Origin of the sequence: Nocardioides sp. Root122 (assembly GCF_001425025.1) — a bacterium.
Classification (GTDB): Bacteria; Actinomycetota; Actinomycetes; order Propionibacteriales; family Nocardioidaceae; genus Nocardioides.
This window is the reverse complement of the sequence record NZ_LMDE01000016.1, coordinates 130,164-147,772: the sequence shown is the minus strand read 5'-3', so window position 1 is coordinate 147,772 and position 17,609 is coordinate 130,164. Positions and strand designations below refer to the sequence as shown.

Annotated in this window: 14 protein-coding genes; 1 reads left to right on the top strand and 13 read right to left on the bottom strand. The window is 72.5% G+C overall.

Going from position 1 to position 17,609, the window contains the following annotated elements; all coding sequences use genetic code 11:
* Positions 1 to 333 precede the first annotated feature (333 nt).
* The 9 genes from ASC64_RS21450 to argC are packed head-to-tail and all read right to left on the bottom strand — an operon-like array spanning position 334 to position 9,558.
* On the bottom strand, positions 334 to 900 hold the full coding sequence (locus tag ASC64_RS21450) for a DNA-3-methyladenine glycosylase (protein ID WP_056909590.1): 567 nt from the start codon (positions 898 to 900) through the stop codon (positions 334 to 336).
* Positions 884 to 2,320, bottom strand: a complete 1,437-nt coding sequence (gene argH / locus ASC64_RS21445; RefSeq protein ID WP_056909589.1) for an argininosuccinate lyase — start codon at positions 2,318 to 2,320, stop codon at positions 884 to 886. Before argH ends, ASC64_RS21450 begins: the two co-directional genes overlap by 17 nt.
* Positions 2,320 to 3,765, bottom strand: coding sequence for an argininosuccinate synthase (argG, locus tag ASC64_RS21440; RefSeq protein WP_056909588.1), 1,446 nt, complete (start codon positions 3,763 to 3,765; stop codon positions 2,320 to 2,322). The genes argH and argG overlap by 1 nt, the downstream gene beginning before the upstream one ends.
* Positions 3,762 to 4,307, bottom strand: a complete 546-nt coding sequence (locus tag ASC64_RS21435; RefSeq protein WP_056909587.1) for an arginine repressor — start codon at positions 4,305 to 4,307, stop codon at positions 3,762 to 3,764. The genes argG and ASC64_RS21435 overlap by 4 nt, the downstream gene beginning before the upstream one ends.
* Positions 4,304 to 5,227 (bottom strand): ornithine carbamoyltransferase, encoded by a 924-nt coding sequence (argF, locus tag ASC64_RS21430; protein ID WP_056909586.1) that lies wholly within the window; start codon positions 5,225 to 5,227, stop codon positions 4,304 to 4,306. Before argF ends, ASC64_RS21435 begins: the two co-directional genes overlap by 4 nt.
* Positions 5,224 to 6,429 carry an acetylornithine transaminase gene (locus ASC64_RS21425; protein ID WP_056909585.1) on the bottom strand — a complete coding sequence of 402 codons (1,206 nt, stop codon included), beginning with the start codon at positions 6,427 to 6,429 and terminating at the stop codon, positions 5,224 to 5,226. The genes argF and ASC64_RS21425 overlap by 4 nt, the downstream gene beginning before the upstream one ends.
* Complete coding sequence (gene argB, locus ASC64_RS21420) at positions 6,429 to 7,385, bottom strand: acetylglutamate kinase (protein WP_056909584.1); 957 nt, start codon at positions 7,383 to 7,385, stop codon at positions 6,429 to 6,431. Before argB ends, ASC64_RS21425 begins: the two co-directional genes overlap by 1 nt.
* Complete coding sequence (gene argJ, locus ASC64_RS21415; RefSeq protein ID WP_056909583.1) at positions 7,382 to 8,533, bottom strand: bifunctional glutamate N-acetyltransferase/amino-acid acetyltransferase ArgJ; 1,152 nt, start codon at positions 8,531 to 8,533, stop codon at positions 7,382 to 7,384. Before argJ ends, argB begins: the two co-directional genes overlap by 4 nt.
* Entirely contained in the window at positions 8,530 to 9,558 is a 1,029-nt protein-coding gene (gene argC / locus ASC64_RS21410) for an N-acetyl-gamma-glutamyl-phosphate reductase (protein WP_056909604.1), read from the bottom strand. The genes argJ and argC overlap by 4 nt, the downstream gene beginning before the upstream one ends.
* 94 nt (positions 9,559 to 9,652) lie before the next feature.
* Between argC and ASC64_RS21405 the strand changes: the two genes are divergently transcribed.
* Positions 9,653 to 10,459, top strand: a complete 807-nt coding sequence (locus ASC64_RS21405) for a maleylpyruvate isomerase family mycothiol-dependent enzyme (protein WP_056909582.1) — start codon at positions 9,653 to 9,655, stop codon at positions 10,457 to 10,459.
* A gap of 68 nt (positions 10,460 to 10,527) precedes the next feature.
* Here ASC64_RS21405 and pheT read toward each other — a convergent pair whose 3' ends face one another.
* From pheT to ASC64_RS21385, 4 genes are all read right to left on the bottom strand, one after another.
* A complete protein-coding gene (gene pheT / locus ASC64_RS21400; protein WP_056909581.1) occupies positions 10,528 to 13,026 on the bottom strand; it encodes a phenylalanine--tRNA ligase subunit beta in 2,499 nt (832 codons plus the stop codon).
* Between the two features lie 9 nt (positions 13,027 to 13,035).
* Positions 13,036 to 14,133, bottom strand: coding sequence for a phenylalanine--tRNA ligase subunit alpha (pheS, locus tag ASC64_RS21395; protein ID WP_056909580.1), 1,098 nt, complete (start codon positions 14,131 to 14,133; stop codon positions 13,036 to 13,038).
* Positions 14,134 to 14,291: 158 nt separating this feature from the next.
* The gene (locus ASC64_RS21390; RefSeq protein WP_056909579.1) at positions 14,292 to 16,898 is read right to left on the bottom strand and encodes a DUF4153 domain-containing protein; all 2,607 of its coding nucleotides are present in this window, start codon (positions 16,896 to 16,898) and stop codon (positions 14,292 to 14,294) included.
* Positions 16,895 to 17,602, bottom strand: a complete 708-nt coding sequence (locus ASC64_RS21385) for a response regulator transcription factor (protein ID WP_056909578.1) — start codon at positions 17,600 to 17,602, stop codon at positions 16,895 to 16,897. The genes ASC64_RS21390 and ASC64_RS21385 overlap by 4 nt, the downstream gene beginning before the upstream one ends.
* Positions 17,603 to 17,609: the final 7 nt, after the last annotated feature.

Here is a 17,609-nt window from a genome sequence, read left to right as displayed (position 1 = left end):
CCCCTCCACAAAGAAAGGCCAGCAAACGATGTCAACGGGGCATAACAAACTAATTCGTCGACTAATCAAACACACTGTTGAGTTCTCAAGTATCAGACGCACCCGATCCTTGCCGGCTGGGCCGGTTCGGTCGCGGGGCAACCTGCAGAAACTTACCGGGCGCTCCGTTCCGCGTCAAACTCGGCGGATCTTCGTGCTTCGGTGGTCGCAGCTGGTTTCCGACTCAGCTGGCCTTCTGGCCAGGAGCGGCGCCGCTTGCGGCGACAGGTGAAACATTAGACCGTCCTCCCCGCACATGCCAAACCGGGGTGGCACTTCACGCATAACCGCAGGTCAGCGGCCTGTACGTCGACGTGGTGCCGCCGGGCGGTAGGTGCTGACCGTCGGGTCGTCGCTCACCCAGAACCGCCAGGGACGGTCCGCTGCGAGGCGCAGGCCGACCCGTGGGCCGGTGCTGATCGAGGCGGGGGGCTCCCCTGGCGCCAGCTCCGGACGTACGCCGTTGTCGCCCAAGGTGATGCCGAGGACGCTGCACAGGCGCGCCGGTCCCCGGGCGAGGTCGCGTGCGCTGCTGCTCGGCCGGCGGGCCCGTGCCACGTCATGGCCAGCGACCACCTCACCGGCGCGGAGCAGCACGGCGCCGGGATCGCCGTCGGCGCCGGTGACCAGGTTCGCGCAGTGGTGCATGCCGTAGATGAAGTAGACGTAGAGGCGCCCGGGCGGACCGAACATCACCGCGTTGCGGTCCGTACGCCCCCGGAACGCGTGGGAGCCGGGGTCGTCCGGGCCGGCGTACGCCTCCACCTCGGTGATCCGGACCGAGACTCCCCCGTGCGTCAGCACCGCACCGAGCAGGCGCGGGGCGACCTCGAGCGGGTCGCCCTCAGCCCAGGCGGGCACGGTGCGCGGTGCTCACGCCGCGGAGCTCGTCGAGCTGCTCGCGCACCCGGACCGGCGCGGTTCCCCCGCGCCCCGACCGGGAGCCCACGGAACCCTCGACGGTCAGCACCGACCGCACCGCGGGCGTCAGGGACGGCGAGATCGCGGCGAGCTGCTCGTCGGTGAGGTCGGGCAGGTCGCAGCCCAGCTCCTCGCAGCGGCGTACGCAGGCACCGGCGACCTCGTGGGCGTCGCGGAACGGCACGCCCTCGCGCACCAACCACTCGGCGACGTCGGTGGCGAGCGAGAAGCCCTGGGGCGCGAGCTCGGCCATCCGTGTCCCGTTGAAGGTGAGGGTGGCGACCATCCCGGTGACCGCGGGCAGCAGCACCTCGAGGGTCTGGACCGAGTCGAAGACCGGCTCCTTGTCCTCCTGGAGGTCGCGGTTGTAGGCGAGCGGCAGGCCCTTGAGCGTGGCCATCAGGCCGGACAGGTTGCCGATCAACCGCCCGGCCTTGCCGCGCGCGAGCTCGGCGATGTCGGGGTTCTTCTTCTGCGGCATGATGCTCGACCCCGTCGACCAGGAGTCGTGGAGCGTCGCGAAGTCGAACTCGCGCGTGGTCCAGAGGATGACCTCCTCGGCGAGCCGCGAGAGGTCCACGCCGACCTGGGCGGTCACGAAGGCGAACTCCGCGGCGAAGTCGCGGGCGGCTGTGCCGTCGATGGAGTTGGCCGACGAGCCGGAGAAGCCGAGCTCGGACGCGACCGCCTCGGGGTCGAGACCGAGGGTCTGGCCGGCCAGCGCGCCGGAGCCGTAGGGCGAGTCGCCCGCGACGCGGGCGTCCCAGTCGCGCAGTCGTTCGACGTCGCGCAGCAGCGGCCACGCGTGGGCCAGCAGGTGGTGCGAGAGCAGCACCGGCTGCGCGTGCTGCAGGTGCGTGCGACCGGGCATGACGGTCTCCTGGCCAGGGCCGACGTGCTCCTCGGCCTGTCCGGCGAGCACGTCGACGAGGTCGAGCAGCATCGCGGAGATCGTGCGCGCGTGGTCGCGGAGGTAGACGCGGAACAGGGTGGCGACCTGGTCGTTGCGCGAGCGCCCGGCACGCAGCCGCCCGCCGACCTCGGGCCCCACCTGGTCGAGCAGGAGCCGCTCGAGGGCTCCGTGCACGTCCTCGTCGCCCTCGGTCGGGTGCAGGTCGCCGGCGGCGTAGCGCTCCCCCAGCACGTCGAGGCCGCGCAGCAGCTCGGCGTGGTCGGCGTCGGTGAGCAGCCCGGCGCGGTGCAGCGCGTTGGCGTGGGCGCGCGAGCCGGCGAGGTCGTAGGGGGTGAGCTGCCAGTCGAAGTGCGTCGACCTCGACAGCGCCTGCAGCTCCGGCGAGGGGCCGCTCGCGAAGCGGCCGCCCCAGAGCGATCCCTCGTTGGTGGTGCCTGTTCCAGCCATCAGTCGGTCCCGAACTCCATCGCCGCGTGCTCCAGTGCTGTCTCGTCGAGCTCTCCCGCCTCGGCCTCCTCGGCGGGCGAGTGACCGGTGATCCTGTCGAACCCACCGGCCTCGATCGCACCGTAGAGGGTGCCGTTCTCGACGAGGACCTGGCCCTGGTCGAGCGGCTGGGCCGCGTAGAGCTCGAGCTTGGCGCGCGAGTCGGCGATGTCGAGGTTGCGCATGGTGAGCTGGCCGATGCGGTCGGTCGGCCCGAACGCGGCGTTCTCGGTGCGCTCCATGGAGAGCTTGTCGGGGTGGTAGGAGAACGCCGGGCCGTCGGTGCGCAGGATCGTGTAGTCCTCGCCGCGCCGCAGCCGCAGCGTCACCTCGCCGGTGACCAGCGAGGCGATCCAGCGCTGGACGGACTCGCGGATCATCAGGGCCTGCGGGTCGAGCCACCGGCCCTCGTAGAGCAGCCGGCCGAGCTTGCGGCCCTCGTTGTGGTACTGCGCGACGGTGTCCTCGTTGTGGATCGCGTTGACGAGCCGCTCGTAGGCGATGAAGAGCAGCGCCATGGCGGGAGCCTCGTAGATACCGCGGGACTTGGCCTCGATGATGCGGTTCTCGATCTGGTCGGACATGCCGAGCCCGTGCCGGCCGCCGATGGTGTTGGCCTCGTGGACCAGCTCGACCGGGTCGTCGTACGTCGTGCCGTTGATGGCGACCGGGCGCCCCTGGTCGAAGCGGATCGTCACGTCCTCGGTCTCGATGGTGACCGACGGGTCCCAGAACTTCACGCCCATGATCGGCTGGACGACCTCGAGGGAGACGTCGAGGTGCTCCAGCGTCTTCGCCTCGTGGGTCGCGCCCCAGATGTTGGCGTCGGTGGAGTACGCCTTCTCCTGGCTGTCGCGGTAGGGCAGGCCGTGCTCGGTGAGCCAGGCGCTCATCTCGTGCCGGCCGCCGAGCTCGGTGACGAAGTCGGCGTCGAGCCACGGCTTGTAGATGCGCAGGTCGGGGTTCGCGAGCAGGCCGTAGCGGTAGAACCGCTCGATGTCGTTGCCCTTGAAGGTCGAGCCGTCGCCCCAGATGTTGACGTCGTCGTCGTGCATCGCACGCACGAGCATCGTGCCGGTCACGGCGCGGCCCAGCGGCGTGGTGTTGAAGTACTGCCGGCCGCCGGAGCGGATGTGGAAGGCACCGCAGGCCAGGGCCGCGAGGCCCTCCTCCACCAGCTGCGTCTTGCAGTCGACCGCGCGCGCCAGCTCGGCGCCGTACTGCATGGCACGGGTGGGCACGCCGGAGATGTCGGGCTCGTCGTACTGGCCGATGTCGGCGGTGTAGGTGCAGGGCACGGCCCCCTTGTCGCGCATCCACGCGACCGCGACGGAGGTGTCGAGGCCTCCGGAGAAGGCGATGCCGACGCGCTCGCCGACGGGGAGGGAGGTCAGGACCTTGCTCACTGGTCGTCCTTTGCTGGTGCTGGAGTGGTGTGGTGCGGATGGTTGGCCAGGTCGAGGAAGCGCTGCGCGAGCGCGTCGCCACCTGCAGGGTCCCGGCCGATCAGGAGGACCGTGTCGTCGCCCGCGATCGTGCCGAGGATGTCGCCGACGTCGGCCTTGTCGAAGGCGCTGGCGAGGAACTGCGCGGCACCCGGCGGGGTGCGGAGCACGACGAGGTTGGCGCTGGCCTCGGCGCTGACGAGCAGCTCGGCGCAGAGCCGGGCGAGCCGGTCGCGTCCGGCCGCGCTGTCGCGGGGAGCGGCCACGGCCGTGCGGTCGCCGCCCTCCCCCGGCACGGCGTAGACCAGGGCGCCGTCGGCGCTGCGCACCTTGACCGCGTCGAGCTCGACGAGGTCGCGGCTGAGCGTTGCCTGGGTGACCCGCACGCCGTGGTCGGCCAGCAGGTCGGCGAGCTCGGTCTGCGAGCGCACGGCATGGGTGGTCACGATGTCGATGATGCGCGCGTGCCTGGCGCCCTTGGTCACCGGGGCGACGGCGCTCATCGGCGCTCCAGGAGCCACATCAGCACGGCCTTCTGCGCGTGCCGGCGGTTCTCGGCCTCGTCCCAGACGACCGACTGCGGGCCCTCGATGACGTCCTCGGCGATCTCCTTGCCGCGGTAGGCCGGGAGGCAGTGCATCACGATGGCCTCCGGGTCGGCGTGCGCGAGCAGCTCCTCGGTCACACCGTAGGGCGGGAAGATCCGCAGTCGCTCCGCGGACTCCTCCTCACGGCCCATGCTGACCCACGAGTCGGTGACCACCACGTCGGCCCCACCTGCTGCCTCGGCCGGGTCGGCGGTCAGCTCGATCGAGCCGCCCGTGTCCTGGGCGATCTCGCGGGCCCTGGCCACCACGTCGGCGTCGGGCGAGAAGCCCTCGGGGGCGCCGACCACGACGTGCATGCCGGCGGCGGCGCCGGCGAGGACCCAGGAGTTGCCCATGTTGCAGGCCCCGTCGCCGACGAACGCGGCGCGGACGCCGGCCAGCCGCCCCTTGTGCTCACGCACGGTCTGGAGGTCGGCGAGGAGCTGGCAGGGGTGGAACTCGTCGGTGAGCGCGTTGAGGACGGGCACGCCGGCGTGCTCGGCCATCATGACCACGTCGCTCTGGTGGGCGGTGCGCCACACGATGGCCGAGGCCTGACGGCCGAGGACGCGGGCGACGTCCTCGACGCCCTCTCGCGAGCCCATGGCCGCGAGGCCGCCGTCGACGGTCATCGGGTTGCCGCCGAGCTCGGCGATGCCGGCGGCGAAGGAGACCTGGGTGCGCAGCGTGGGCCGGTCGAAGACCAGCGCCACGGTGTGCGGGCCGGCGAGCGGCTTGTGGTCGAAGGGCGCGGCCTTGAGCGTGTCGGCGAGGTCGAGCACCTCGAGCAGCTCGGCCGGGGACAGGTCGTCGTCACGGAGGAAGTGGCGGGTCATGGCGTGGGCCTCATCTGGTCGTGCTGGGCTGCGGAGCGAGCGTGGTCGAGGACGGCCGGCAGGGCCGCGGAGAGTGCGTCGAGGTCGTCGGCGGTGATCACCAGGGGCGGCACGAAGCGCAAGCGGGTGGGGCCGGTGGCGTTGAGGATGAAGCCCGCCTCGCGCCCGGCGGCGACCGCCTGGGTGGCGTAGGGGCCGTCGAGCTCGGCGCCGCGCATCAGGCCGGCCCCGGTCACCTCCACGACGCCGGCCTGCTCGGCCAGCAGCGCGGCGAGCTGGTCACCGCGGGCGACCACGGCCTCCAGCAGGCCCTCGGCCTCGATGGTGTCGAGCACCGCGAGCGCCGCCGCCGCGGCGACAGGGTTCCCGCCGAAGGTGGTGCCGTGGTTGCCAGGCTGCAGGAGCGTGGCAGCCGCGCCGCGGGCGACGGTCGCTCCGATCGGGATGCCACCGCCGAGTCCCTTGGCCAGGGTGACGACGTCGGGCTGGACGCCGTCGAGGAGCTGGTGCGCGAACCACGCACCGGTCCGGGCGATGCCGGTCTGCACCTCGTCGAGCCAGAGGAGCGCGCCGTGGTCGTGGGCGATGCGCTGCGCTGCAGCGAGGTAGTCCGCACCTGGCACGACGACACCGGCCTCGCCCTGGACGGGCTCGAGCACGATCGCGGCGACCGTGTCGTCGACGGCGGCCTCGAGCGCTGCCACGTCGTCGTACGGCACGAAGGTGACGTCGCCGGGCAGCGGCTCGAACGGCTCGCGGTAGGCGGCCTTCGACGTGAGCGCGAGGGCGCCCATCGTGCGGCCGTGGAAGGAGCCCTGTGCGGCGACCAGCCGGGTCCGGCCGGTGCGGCGGGTGAGCTTGAGGGCAGCCTCGTTGGCCTCGGTGCCGGAGTTGCTGAAGAAGACCCGGGCCTCCTCGCCCCAGCCGAGCAGCGCGACGAGCCGCTCCGCGAGGGCAACCTGGGGCTCGGTGGCGAAGAAGTTCGAGACGTGGCCCAGGGTCGAGAGCTGGGTCGTCACCGCCTCGACCAGGGCGGGGTGGGCGTGCCCGAGCGCGTTGACGGCGATGCCGCCGAGCAGGTCGACGTACTCCTTGCCGTCGGCGTCCCAGACGTGCGCGCCCCTGCCGCGCACGAGGGCGAGCTGGGGCGGGCCGAAGGTGTTCATGACCGCGCCGGCGTAGCGCTCCTGGATGTCGCTCATCACTCCTCCTCCTCAGCGGCGTACGGCTTGCGCATCTTCGTCGCGGCACCGGGCAGGACCTGCGTGCCGACGCCCTCGTCGGTGAAGATCTCGAGGAGCACGGCGTGCGGCTCGCGACCGTCGACGACCGTCGCGCGGGGAACGCCCTGGGTGACCGCCTCGTAGCAGGCACGCATCTTGGGGACCATGCCGGCGTCGAGCGACGGCAGCATCTCCCCCAGCGCCTCGGGGCTGATCTCCTGGATCAGGTCGTCGGAGTTGCCGTAGTCGCGGTAGAGGCCCTCGACGTCGGTCAGCACCATCAGCTTCTGGGCGCGGAGCGCGACGGCGAGCGCGGCAGCCGCCGTGTCGGCGTTGACGTTGTGGACCACGCCGTTCACGTCGGGCGCGACCGAGCTGACGACAGGGACCCGGCCGGCCTCGATCAGGTCGAGCACCGCCTCGGGCCGTACTTTCGCCACCTCGCCGACGAGGCCGAGGTCGACCTCCTCACCGTCGACGACGGTGCTGGTGGGCTCGGCGGTGAACAGTCCGGCGTCCTCGCCGGAGAGCCCGACCGCGAGCGCACCGTGCTGGTTGATCAGCCCGACGAGCTCGCGCTGCACCTGGCCCACCAGCACCATCCGGACGACGTCCATCGCCTCGGGCGTGGTGACCCGGAGGCCGCCGCGGAACTCGGACTCGATGCCCAGCTTGTCGAGCATCCGGGAGATCTGCGGGCCGCCGCCGTGGACGACGACGGGCTTGAAGCCGGCGAAGCGCAGGAAGGCGATGTCCTCGGCGAACGCGACCTTGAGCGCGTCGTCGGTCATCGCGTTGCCGCCGTACTTCACCACGATCGTCTGGCCGTGGTAGCGCTTGAGCCATGGCAGCGCCGCAGCCAGCGTGCGGGCCTTGGCGGGGTCGGGCCGCCGGGGGCTCGGGACGGTCTCGGGGTCGTGCGTGGAGTCGGTCATGAGCTGTAGGCGCTGTTCTCGTGGACGTAGGCGTGGGTGAGGTCGTTGGTCCAGACGGTCGCGCGGGCGTCGCCGGACTTGAGGTCGATGGTGACGCTGACCTCGCGGCCGGTGAGGTCGACGGAGGCAGGGTCCTCGGCGGGGGTCGAGCCGCGGCACACCCAGACGCCGTTCATCGCGACGTCGAGGTCTGCCGGGTCGAACGTGGCCCGGGTGGTGCCGATGGAGGCCAGCACCCGGCCCCAGTTGGGGTCGTTGCCGAAGACGGCGGCCTTGAAGAGGTTGCTGCGCGCGACGCTGCGGCTCACCTCGACGGCCTCGTCCTCGCTCGCGGCGTGGAGGGTGGTGATCGCGATCTCGTGGTCGGCGCCCTCGGCGTCCTTGAGCAGCTGCATGGCCAGGTCGGTGCAGGCCTGCGTCAGGGCTGCGGTGAAGTCCTCGGGCGTGGGGGTGATGCCGCTGGCACCGCTGGCCATGACGGTGACGGTGTCGTTGGTGGACATGCAGCCGTCGGAGTCGAGGCGGTCGAAGCTGACGCGGGTGGCGGCGCGCAGCGCGGCGTCGAGGTCCGCGGCCGGCACGACCGCGTCGGTGGTGATCACGACGAGCATCGTGGCGAGCTGGGGCGCCAGCATGCCCGCGCCCTTCGCCATCCCGCCGATCGACCAGCCGGCACCCTCGACCACTGTGTTCTTGCTGACCGAGTCGGTGGTCATGATCGCCTCGGCGGCACTGGGTCCACCGTCGGCGGAGAGCGCTGCTGTGGCCGCCTCGACGCCCGCCAGCAGGTCGTCGCGGTCGTTGGCCAGCCCGATCAGACCGGTCGAGCAGACGACCACGTCGATCGCGCCGATGCCCAGGCCGTCGGCGACCTTCTCGGCCACGGCGTGCGTGGTCTGGAACCCCTCGGGACCGGTGTAGCAGTTGGCGCCGCCGGAGTTGAGCACGACCGCGCGCACGACGCCGTCCTTGACGACCTCCTGGCTCCACAGCACCGGGTTGGCCTTGCACCGGTTGGCGGTGAAGACGGTGGCGGAGTCGAAGGTCGGGCCCTGGTTGACGACCAGCGCGAGGTCCTTGGCGCCGGTGGACTTCAGCCCGGCGGCGACGCCGGCGGCGGCGAAGCTCTGGGGGTGGGTGACGGTCATGGGGCGAGTCCGATCGTGGAGAGCCCGGCGGTCTCGTCGAGGCCCAGGGCGAGGTTCATGCACTGCACGGCGGCGCCGGCCGTGCCCTTGGCAAGGTTGTCGACGACACCGACGGCGACGAGGCGGCCCGCGGCGTCGTCGACGGTGACCTGGACCTGGACGGCGTTCGAGCCGAGCACGGACTGCGTCTGCGGCCACCGGCCGGCGGGGAGCAGGTGGACGAAGGGCTCGTCGGCGTAGGCCTTGGCGTAGGCGTCGTACGCCTCGTCGGGGGTGACGGCCGAGGCGAGGGGCGCCGAGACGGTGGCGAGGATGCCGCGCGGCATCGGCACCAGGACCGGCGTGAAGCTGACCTTCACGTCGCCGTCGTGGACCAGGCGGAGGTTCTGCACGATCTCCGGGGTGTGGCGGTGCACGCCGCCCACGCCGTAGGCGCTGACGTTGCCCATCACCTCGCTGCCGAGGAGGTGCGGCTTGGCCGCCTTGCCCGCACCGGAGGTGCCGCTCGCGGCCACGACCGTGACGTCGGGGGTGACCAGGCCGGCGGCGAGCGCGGGCGCGATGGTGAGCGTGGAGATCGTCGGGTAGCACCCGGGGACGGCCACCCGCGTCGCGCCGCGCAGCAGGTCGCGCTGACCGGCGAGCTCGGGGAGCCCGTAGGGCCACGAGCCGGCGTGCTCTCCCCCGTAGAACGCCTCCCACGCGGCCGGGTCGGTCAGCCGGAAGTCGGCACCGCAGTCGATGACGACGGCTGCGTCACCGAGGGACTTGGCGATCGCCGCGGACTGCCCGTGCGGCAGCGCGAGGAAGACGACGTCGTGCCCCGCCAGCACCTCGAGGGTGGTCGGCTCGAGGACGCGGTCGGCCAGCGGGAGGAGGTGGGGCTGGAGCGCACCGAGCTGCTCACCGGCGTTGCTGCCGGCGGTCAGGGCGCCGATCTGGACCTCGGGGTGGCCCAGCAGCAGGCGCAGGACCTCGCCGCCGGCGTACCCACTGGCTCCGGCGACGGCTACTGATACGGACATGTGCATGACTATACACGAGTCTGCATGGACGGGCGCACGGGATCGCCCCGTAAACGACGCGCACTCCGTCCTACCACTCCCCTACGGTGCAGAGGTGACCCGACTTTCCACCGATGCCTACCTGTCCCACCTCCGCGCCGAGTCCGCACGGTTCCGCGAGGTCCTCGCGGACTGCGACCCGGCGGCGCGCGTGCCGTCGTGCCCAGACTGGTCGGCGGCCGACCTGCTGTGGCACCTGGCGACGGTGCAGCGCTGGTGGGCCGAGGTGCTCGGCACCCGCCCCCGCCGGCCGGAGGAGGTCGAGCCGCCCCGCCCGGCGTCGTACGACGAGCTGCTGGCCGCCTTCGACCGCTGGTCCGCAGACCTGGCGACGGCGCTCGAGCGCGCCGACCCGGCCGAGGAGGCGTGGACGTGGTCCGACGATCACACCGTCGGGTTCATCCTGCGCCGCCAGGCGCACGAGGCGCTGGTCCACCGGGTCGACGCGGAGCTGGCCGCGCACGTCACGTCGCCGATGGACCCGGTCCTTGCCACCGACGGCGTCCACGAGGTCCTGGACGTGATGTACGGCGGCTGCCCGCCGTGGGGCAGCTGGGTCGCCGACGACGACGGTCTCGTGCGCGTCGACACGACCGACACCGGTGAGCAGTTCTGGCTGCGCTTCGGCACCTTCTCGGGCACCGATCCCGACAGCGGGACGTCCTACGCCGACGAGTTGGACTTCCACGTCGTGGCACCGCCCGAGGACCGCGACACGGAGCCCGACGTCGTGGTCGACGGCACCGCCGAGGCGTTGGACCGCTGGCTGTGGAACCGGGCCGACGACACCGGGATCTCCGTGGCCGGCGACCAGGAGACCTACGCCCGCTTCCGCGAGATCGTGGGATCGCCGATCAACTGATCCACGCGTGCACTGGGCCGTGAGTCTCTCGGAGACTCACGGCCCAGTGTGCTGTTGCCGGGCGCGCGTCAGGTGCGCTGCACGGCTCCGGTGCGCTCGGCGGCGAGCGCGACGGCGGCGTCGCGAGCTGCCGCGGCCTCGCCCTCCTTGAGGGTGCGGTCGGGAGCGCGGAAGCGGAGGGCGTACGCCAGCGACTTCCTGCCCTCGCCGACCTGCTCGCCGGTGTAGAGGTCGAAGAGGCGGATCGACTCGAGCAGCTCGCCCGCGCCCTCGCGCAGCGCGGCCTCGACGTCGGCTGCCGGCACCGAGGCGTCGACCACGAGGGCGACGTCCTCCTTGGCGACCGGGTACGACGAGAAGGTCGGTGCCGGCCGCAGGTGGACCGCCAGCTCGATCAGCAGGTCGAGGTCGACCTCGGCCGCGACGGTGCGCTTGGGCAGCCCGAACGCCTCACAGACCTTGGGGTGCACCTCCCCTGCGTGACCGACGACGTGGTCACCGACGGACAGCTCGGCGCACCGGCCCGGGTGCCACGGGGCGAGGTCGGCCGACGTCGCGGTGACCTCGAGGCCGAGCGCCTCCGCGACGGACCGCACGGCCTCGATGGCGTCGGCCCACGAGACCGGGCGTCCCTCGCCCCACCAGCCACCCGACACCTCGTCACCGAGGGCGACGAGCGCCAGGTGCAGGGGCTGCGCGGGCAGCGCGGCGTCGAGCGCGGCGAACTCGGCGTCGGTGGGACGGCGGTCGACGGGCAGGATCGCCGCCGGACCTCCGTCGCGCGGCAGGGTGACGGTCGCAGTCTCGAAGATCGCGACGTCGGTGTTGCCGTGCCCGACGTTCTTGGCGGCCGACCGCAGCACGCCGGGAAGCAGCGTCGTGGTCATGTAGCCGGCCTCGGAGCTGAGCGGGTTCGACAGGCGCAGCATGCGGCGACGCGGGTCGTCCTCGGGGAGCCCGAGGGCGTCGAGGTCGGTGGTGCCGACGAACGGGAAGCTCACCACCTCGACGTAGCCCTCGCCGGCGAGCGTGCGGCCGATCCGGCGACGCAGCTGCTGCGGGCGGGTCAGGCCACGGCCCGACGGCGGTGTCGGCAGCACGGACGGCACCTTGTCGTAGCCGACGAGGCGGATAACCTCCTCGGAGAAGTCCTGGGCGTCGGTGAGGTCGGGTCGCCACGGCGGCGGGGTGACCGAGAGCGTGCCGCTCCCGTCCTCGGCCGGCACGACCTCGCACCCGATGGCGCGCAGGCACTCGACGCTGCGCTCCTTGGTGATCGGCATTCCGGACACCCGCTCGGCCAGGTCGCCGGCGACCTGCACCACCGGCATCTGCGGAGGAGTGCCGACGACGGTGACCCCGGGCTCGGCGGTCGCGCCGCCGTGCTCGACCAGCAGCTCGACGACGCGGTCGGCGGCAGCCTCGCAGATGGTCGGGTCGACGCCGCGCTCGTTGCGCTTGCCGGCCTCCGAGGAGATCTTGTGCCGCTTGCCGGTGCGGAACATCGACACCGCGTCCCAGTGCGCGGCCTCGACCAGGACGGACGTGGTGCTGTCGGAGATCTCGGTCGTCTCGCCGCCCATCACGCCGCCGAGCCCGATGATCCCCGAGTCGTCCGTGACGACCAGGTCGGCGGGGTCGAGCGCGCGGTCGGTGCCGTCGAGGGTGGTGAGGCGCTCCCCCGCACGCGCCCGGCGTACGACGATGGCGCCGCGCAGCTTGTCGGCGTCGTAGCCGTGGATCGGGCGGCCGGTCTCGAGCATCACGTAGTTGGTGATGTCGACGGCGAGCGAGATCGGACGCATCCCGGCCGCGATGATCCGCTGGCTGATGACGTCCGGGGTCGGGGCCGCCGGGTCGAACCCGGTGACCTTGCGGGCGACGAAGACGGGGCAGCCCTCGGCGTCCTCGACGACGACCGGGTGGCCCTGGTCGTTGGCGGCCGGGGTGTTGCGCAACGCCGGGTCGCGGAAGTTGCTCGCCCCGTCGACCGAGACGAGCACCTCACGGGCGATGCCGCGCAGCGAGAGCGCGTAGGCCCGGTCGGGGTTGATCTCGAACTCGATGACCTCCTCGTCGAGGCCGAGGAGGGGGCGGACGTCCTCACCGGGCGTCCCGGCGTCCTCGGACAGCACGATGATGCCGTCGTGGTCCTCGCCGAGGCCGAGCTCGCGGGCCGAGCAGATCATCCCGGCCGAGACGTGGCCGTAGGTCTTGCGGGCGCTGATCTCGAAGCCGCCGGGGAGCACACCGCCCGGGAGCACGGTGACGACGAGGTCACCGGGCTTGAAGTTGTGCGCGCCGCACACGATGCCCTGCGGCTCTCCCGTGCCGTTGGCGTCGCCGACGTCGACGGTGCACCAGTTGATGGTCTTGCCGTTCTTCTGCGGCTCGGGGTCCATCGTGAGGACACGGCCGACCACCAGCGGGCCGGTGATGTCCTTGCCGGGGCTGGCGATGGCCTCCAGCTTGAGACCGGTGAGGGTCAGGCGGGCGGTGAGCTCGTCGGTGGTCGTCCCCTCGGGGACGTCGACGTGCTCGAGGATCCAGGACTTGGGGGCCTTCATCGCTGCCTCTCAGATTTCCGTGCCGAAGGCGCTGCTGAACCGGACGTCGCCCTCGAAGAGTGGACGCAGGTCCTCGAGGTCGTGGCGGAACATGAACGACCGGTCGATGCCCATGCCGAACGCGAAGCCGCTGTAGACCTCGGGGTCCACCCCGCACGCGACGAGGACGCGTGGGTTGACCACGCCGCAGCCGCCCCACTCGATCCAGCCCTCGCCCCGGCAGGTGCGGCAGGACGCGGAGTCGACGCCGCGGCAGACGAAGCACCGCACGTCGACCTCGGCCGACGGCTCGGTGAAGGGGAAGTACGACGGCCGGAACCGCGTGAAGATGTCGTCACCGAACAGCTGCGAGGCGAAGTGGTCGAGCGTGCCCTTCAGGTGGGCCATGGTGATGCCCTCGTCGACGACGAGGCCCTCGACCTGGTGGAACATCGGCGAGTGCGTCGCGTCGTACTCGTCGGTGCGGAAGACCCGGCCCGGGCAGACGACGTAGATCGGGGGCTTGCGGGTGAGCATGGTGCGGGCCTGCACCGGCGAGGTCTGGGTGCGCAGCACGACGTGGTCGTCGGCCGGCTCGGTCCAGAAGGTGTCCTGCATGGTGCGCGCCGGGTGGTCGGGCCCGAGGTTGAGGGCGTCGAAGTTGAGCCACTCCGCCTCCACCACGGGACCCTCGGCGATCTCGTAGCCCATTGCGACGAACAGGTCGGCGATCAGCTCCGACTGCAAGGTGATCGGGTGGCGGCTGCCACGTCGGCGACGCAGGGTCGGCAGCGAGACGTCGACGGTCTCCTCGACCAGCATCCGCTCCTCGTGCTCGGCCTCGAGCACGGTCTGGCGGGCGGCGATCGCCTGGTTGATGGCGCCCCGGGCCTGGCCGACCCGCTGGCCGGCCTCCTTGCGGGCCTGCGGCGGCAGGGCGCCGATCTCGCGGTTGGCGAGCGCCAGCGGGGAGCGGTCCCCGGCGTGGTCGAGGCGGACCTGCTTGAGCGCCTCGAGGTCGGGCGCGGCAGCGATCGCGGCCAGGGCCGCCTCGCGCATCGCCTCGACCTCGTCGGCCTTGAGCGGGGTCACTTCGACAGGGTCGTAGTCGGTGTTGGGGCCGGACATGGCTCCCTTTCGAGCGGCGACAACAGGTCGCGGCAGAGTCTAGAAGTGGTGGTGAGCATCGGGTCGGACGGGGCACTCCCCGGACCCGGTGACGTCAGCTGCCCGACGGACCAGGTCCGGGGCGCAGAAATCGCAGGCTCGTGTCCACGGGCGGGACTCTACTCGCCGAAGGCGGTCCAGACGCCACTGCATTGGTCGTACGAGCCGACTGACGAGGCGTTGGACGGCGCCGGCGCGAGCCCGAGCTCCGCCAGGGCGTCCCGGGCACGGGAGCGGCCGATGTTCCACGCGCGCGGGTCCTCGACCGCCTCCTCGCGCAGCGAGTTGTGGGGCAGCGTCCCGAGCACGCACCGCGCGACGTCGCGCGGCAGCCGTTCGACGATGACCGGGGCGGCGTCGGCGGACAGCGTCTGGAGGTAGCGCAGGTCGAGCTTCCCGGTCGCGTCGTACCGGTCGAGGTTGCGGCCGGCGACCCACGCGTCGGGGTTGACGGCGGCCAGCCCGACCAGCGCCAGGGCTCCCGAGACGAGGGCGACCCGCGGCAGCCAGCTGCCCCGGCGCGCGACGCCGGCGACCATGATGGCGAGGACCACGAAGCCGAGCCAGCCCTCGAAGACGTCGACGAACAGGCGCAGCGTGGTGAAGCCGTAGGCGTCCTGGTAGACGCTCATCCCCCGCAGCGCCGACGCGACCACGAGGAGCGTCAGGACGCAGAGCAGGCCGAGCGACGCGAGCAGCCAGCGGCGGTCCTCCGGGGCGTTCCCGGCTCGGCGCGACGCGACCCAGACGACGAGCACCGTGAGCGCGGTGGCGAGGGTCAGCTGGCCGAAGCCTTGGTGCACGAAGTCGGCGTAGGTGAGCCCGGTGGTCTCCTCGATGTAGTCGCGCCCACCGACCAGCGCCCGCGCCTGCGCGGCGATGAAGGCCAGGAAGACGCCGTCCACGACGAGCACCGGGACCAGCCACTCGAACCGGTTGGTCAGGGGCGTCGGCCTGCGACCGGCAAGGACCTCGACCTGCGACGGGTTGAGCGCGAGGTAGGCGGCCCCGAGGGTCGTGGCGAAGACGAAGCAGGCGAGGAAGGCACGCCCGACGAGGTCGTTGAAGGTCAGGTTGGGGAGCAGCTGGTTGACCCACGACCCGAAGACCGGGTTCGCGCTGGCGAAGATCGTGCCGAAGACGCCGAGGCCGAGCAGCGACCATCCGGCGGTGCGCACGAGGGCGGGGGTGCGCGACCCGGTGCCGGCGAGGCGGAGGGACCGCGCGAACCACGGGAGCCCGCGCAGCGAGGCGAGGGGCCAGGAGATGCCCGACAGCAGGATGCCCGGCATCGTGCGAGCGCCGGTGACGCCGCAGAGGAACACCGCGGTGGCAGCGACGAGGCAGAGGAGCTGGATCCACGACGCCTCCAGGAGCGTCATGGGCAGGACGAGCAGGAGTGCGAGGCCGGAGCACAGCAGCGTCCACGGCTCCCGCCGACGCCGAGCCGTCGCCAGGGCGGCGGTCCCGCACGCGACCGCGACGAGCGTCCAGCTGATGCCGACGTCGGTGAACGACAGCGCGGAGCCGGCCACCAGCCCCGCGGCTGCCGACGCGCCCACCGTGCGCAGGCCCGGCAGCACGCCCTGCTCCGGCCAGAACCGGCCGAACAGCGCGTCCATGCCCGGCTTGCTGCTGGTGGGAACCGGTGGGAGTGGTGGCTGGACGGGTGCGGTCGTCGTGCTCATGGCGGGCTCCGGGTTCGGGGAGGGGTCGGACGGGTCGGGTGCATCGGCGGGGACGACGGGTCGGACGGGTACGTCGAGCCGGAGGCGGGCGCCGCGGCCCGAGGCCGGGTCGAGGAAGCGCAGGGTGCCTCCGTGGAGCTGAGCCACCCAGCGGGCGACGGCGAGACCGAGGCCCGTGCCGCCGGCCCCGTCGGTGCCGAAGCGCTCGAACACGCGTTCACGGTCGGCGGGCGGGACTCCCCCGCCGTCGTCGGTGATCTCCAGCCACCAGTCGTCGGCCCCGGCGCCTGCCGCGACGCGGACGGCGGTGCCGGGTGGCGCGTGGCGCCCGGCGTTGTCGAGGGCGTTGACCAGCAGCTGCCGCAGCCGCGCCGGGTCGGCGCGGACGACGAGGTCGGCGGCGACGCCGACGTCGAAGCGTCCCGGCCTCCCGGCCGCCGCGACCTGGGCGACGGACTCGTCGACCAGCGACCGCAGGACCAGCTCGCGGCGGTCGAGCTCGACGACCCCGGCCTCGAGACGGGAGAGCTGGAGCAGGTCGTCGACCAGGCGCGCCAGCCGCTCGGCCTGCTCGAGCGCGGCCCCGAGGTGCCGGGGATCGGCCGGGACGACCCCGTCGGCGAGGTTCTCCAGCAGTGCCGTCATGGCGGTGAGGGGTGTCCGCAGCTCGTGGGACACCGTGGCGATGAGGTCGCGTCGCTCGCGGTCCACGGTCGCGAGGTCCTCGGCCATCCGGTTGAAGGCGGCGGCGAGCTGGCCGACCTCGTCGGTCGCCGTGGTCCGCACCCGTCCGGAGTAGTCGCCGCGCGCCATCGCCTGCGACACCTCGGTCATCCGGCGCAGGGGCTCGACCATCCCCGCGGCCAGCAGCTGGGTGACGCCGAGCGCGAGCGCGACGGTGACCGGGAGGACGAGCAGCGGCGACACGTGCGCGGCCGATCCGAGGAGGGTCAGCAGGACCGCGGTGACGACGGAGGCCGCGACGAGCAGGCCGAGCTTGACCTTGAGGCTCGAGACCGTGTCGAGCGGACTGGTCACGGGAGCTCCTCGAGGGCGTAGCCGACACCGTGGACGGTGCGGATCCGCTCCGCCCCCACCTTGCTGCGCAGCGCCTTGACGTGGCTGTCGACGGTCCGTGCGGCGCTGCTGCTGGCCCAGGCGTCGCCCCAGTCCCACACGTCGCGCAGCAGCCGTTCGCGGGTGAGGACCTGCCCCGACTCGCGCGCCAGGCACAGCAGCAGGTCGAACTCCGTCGGCGTGAGGTGGACGGGCTCCCCCGCCACCGTCGTCCGCCGGGTGCCCGGATCGATGCTCACCCCACCGACGCGCAGCGCGCCCGGGCGTTCCTCCGCGAGGGCCACCGCCCGGTCCACCCGTCGCAGCAGGGCGGAGACGCGGGCGACGACCTCCCGCATCGAGAAGGGCTTGGTGAGGTAGTCGTCGGCGCCCACACCGAGACCCACCAGCACGTCCGCCTCGTCGTCGCGTGCGGTCAGCATCAGCACGGGGACCGGGCGCACGGCCTGGATGCGACGGCAGACCTCGAGGCCGTCGAAGCCCGGGAGCATCACGTCGAGGAGCACGACGTCGGGGCGGACGGCGCCCGCCAGCTCGACGGCCGAGGGGCCGTCGAAGGCCTGCTCGACGACGTACCCCTCGGCGCGCAGGCGCTGGGCGAGCGCGTCGTTGATGGTGCGCTCGTCCTCCACCACGAGGGCTGTCCGCGAGGTCGCTGAGGTCATGGCACGA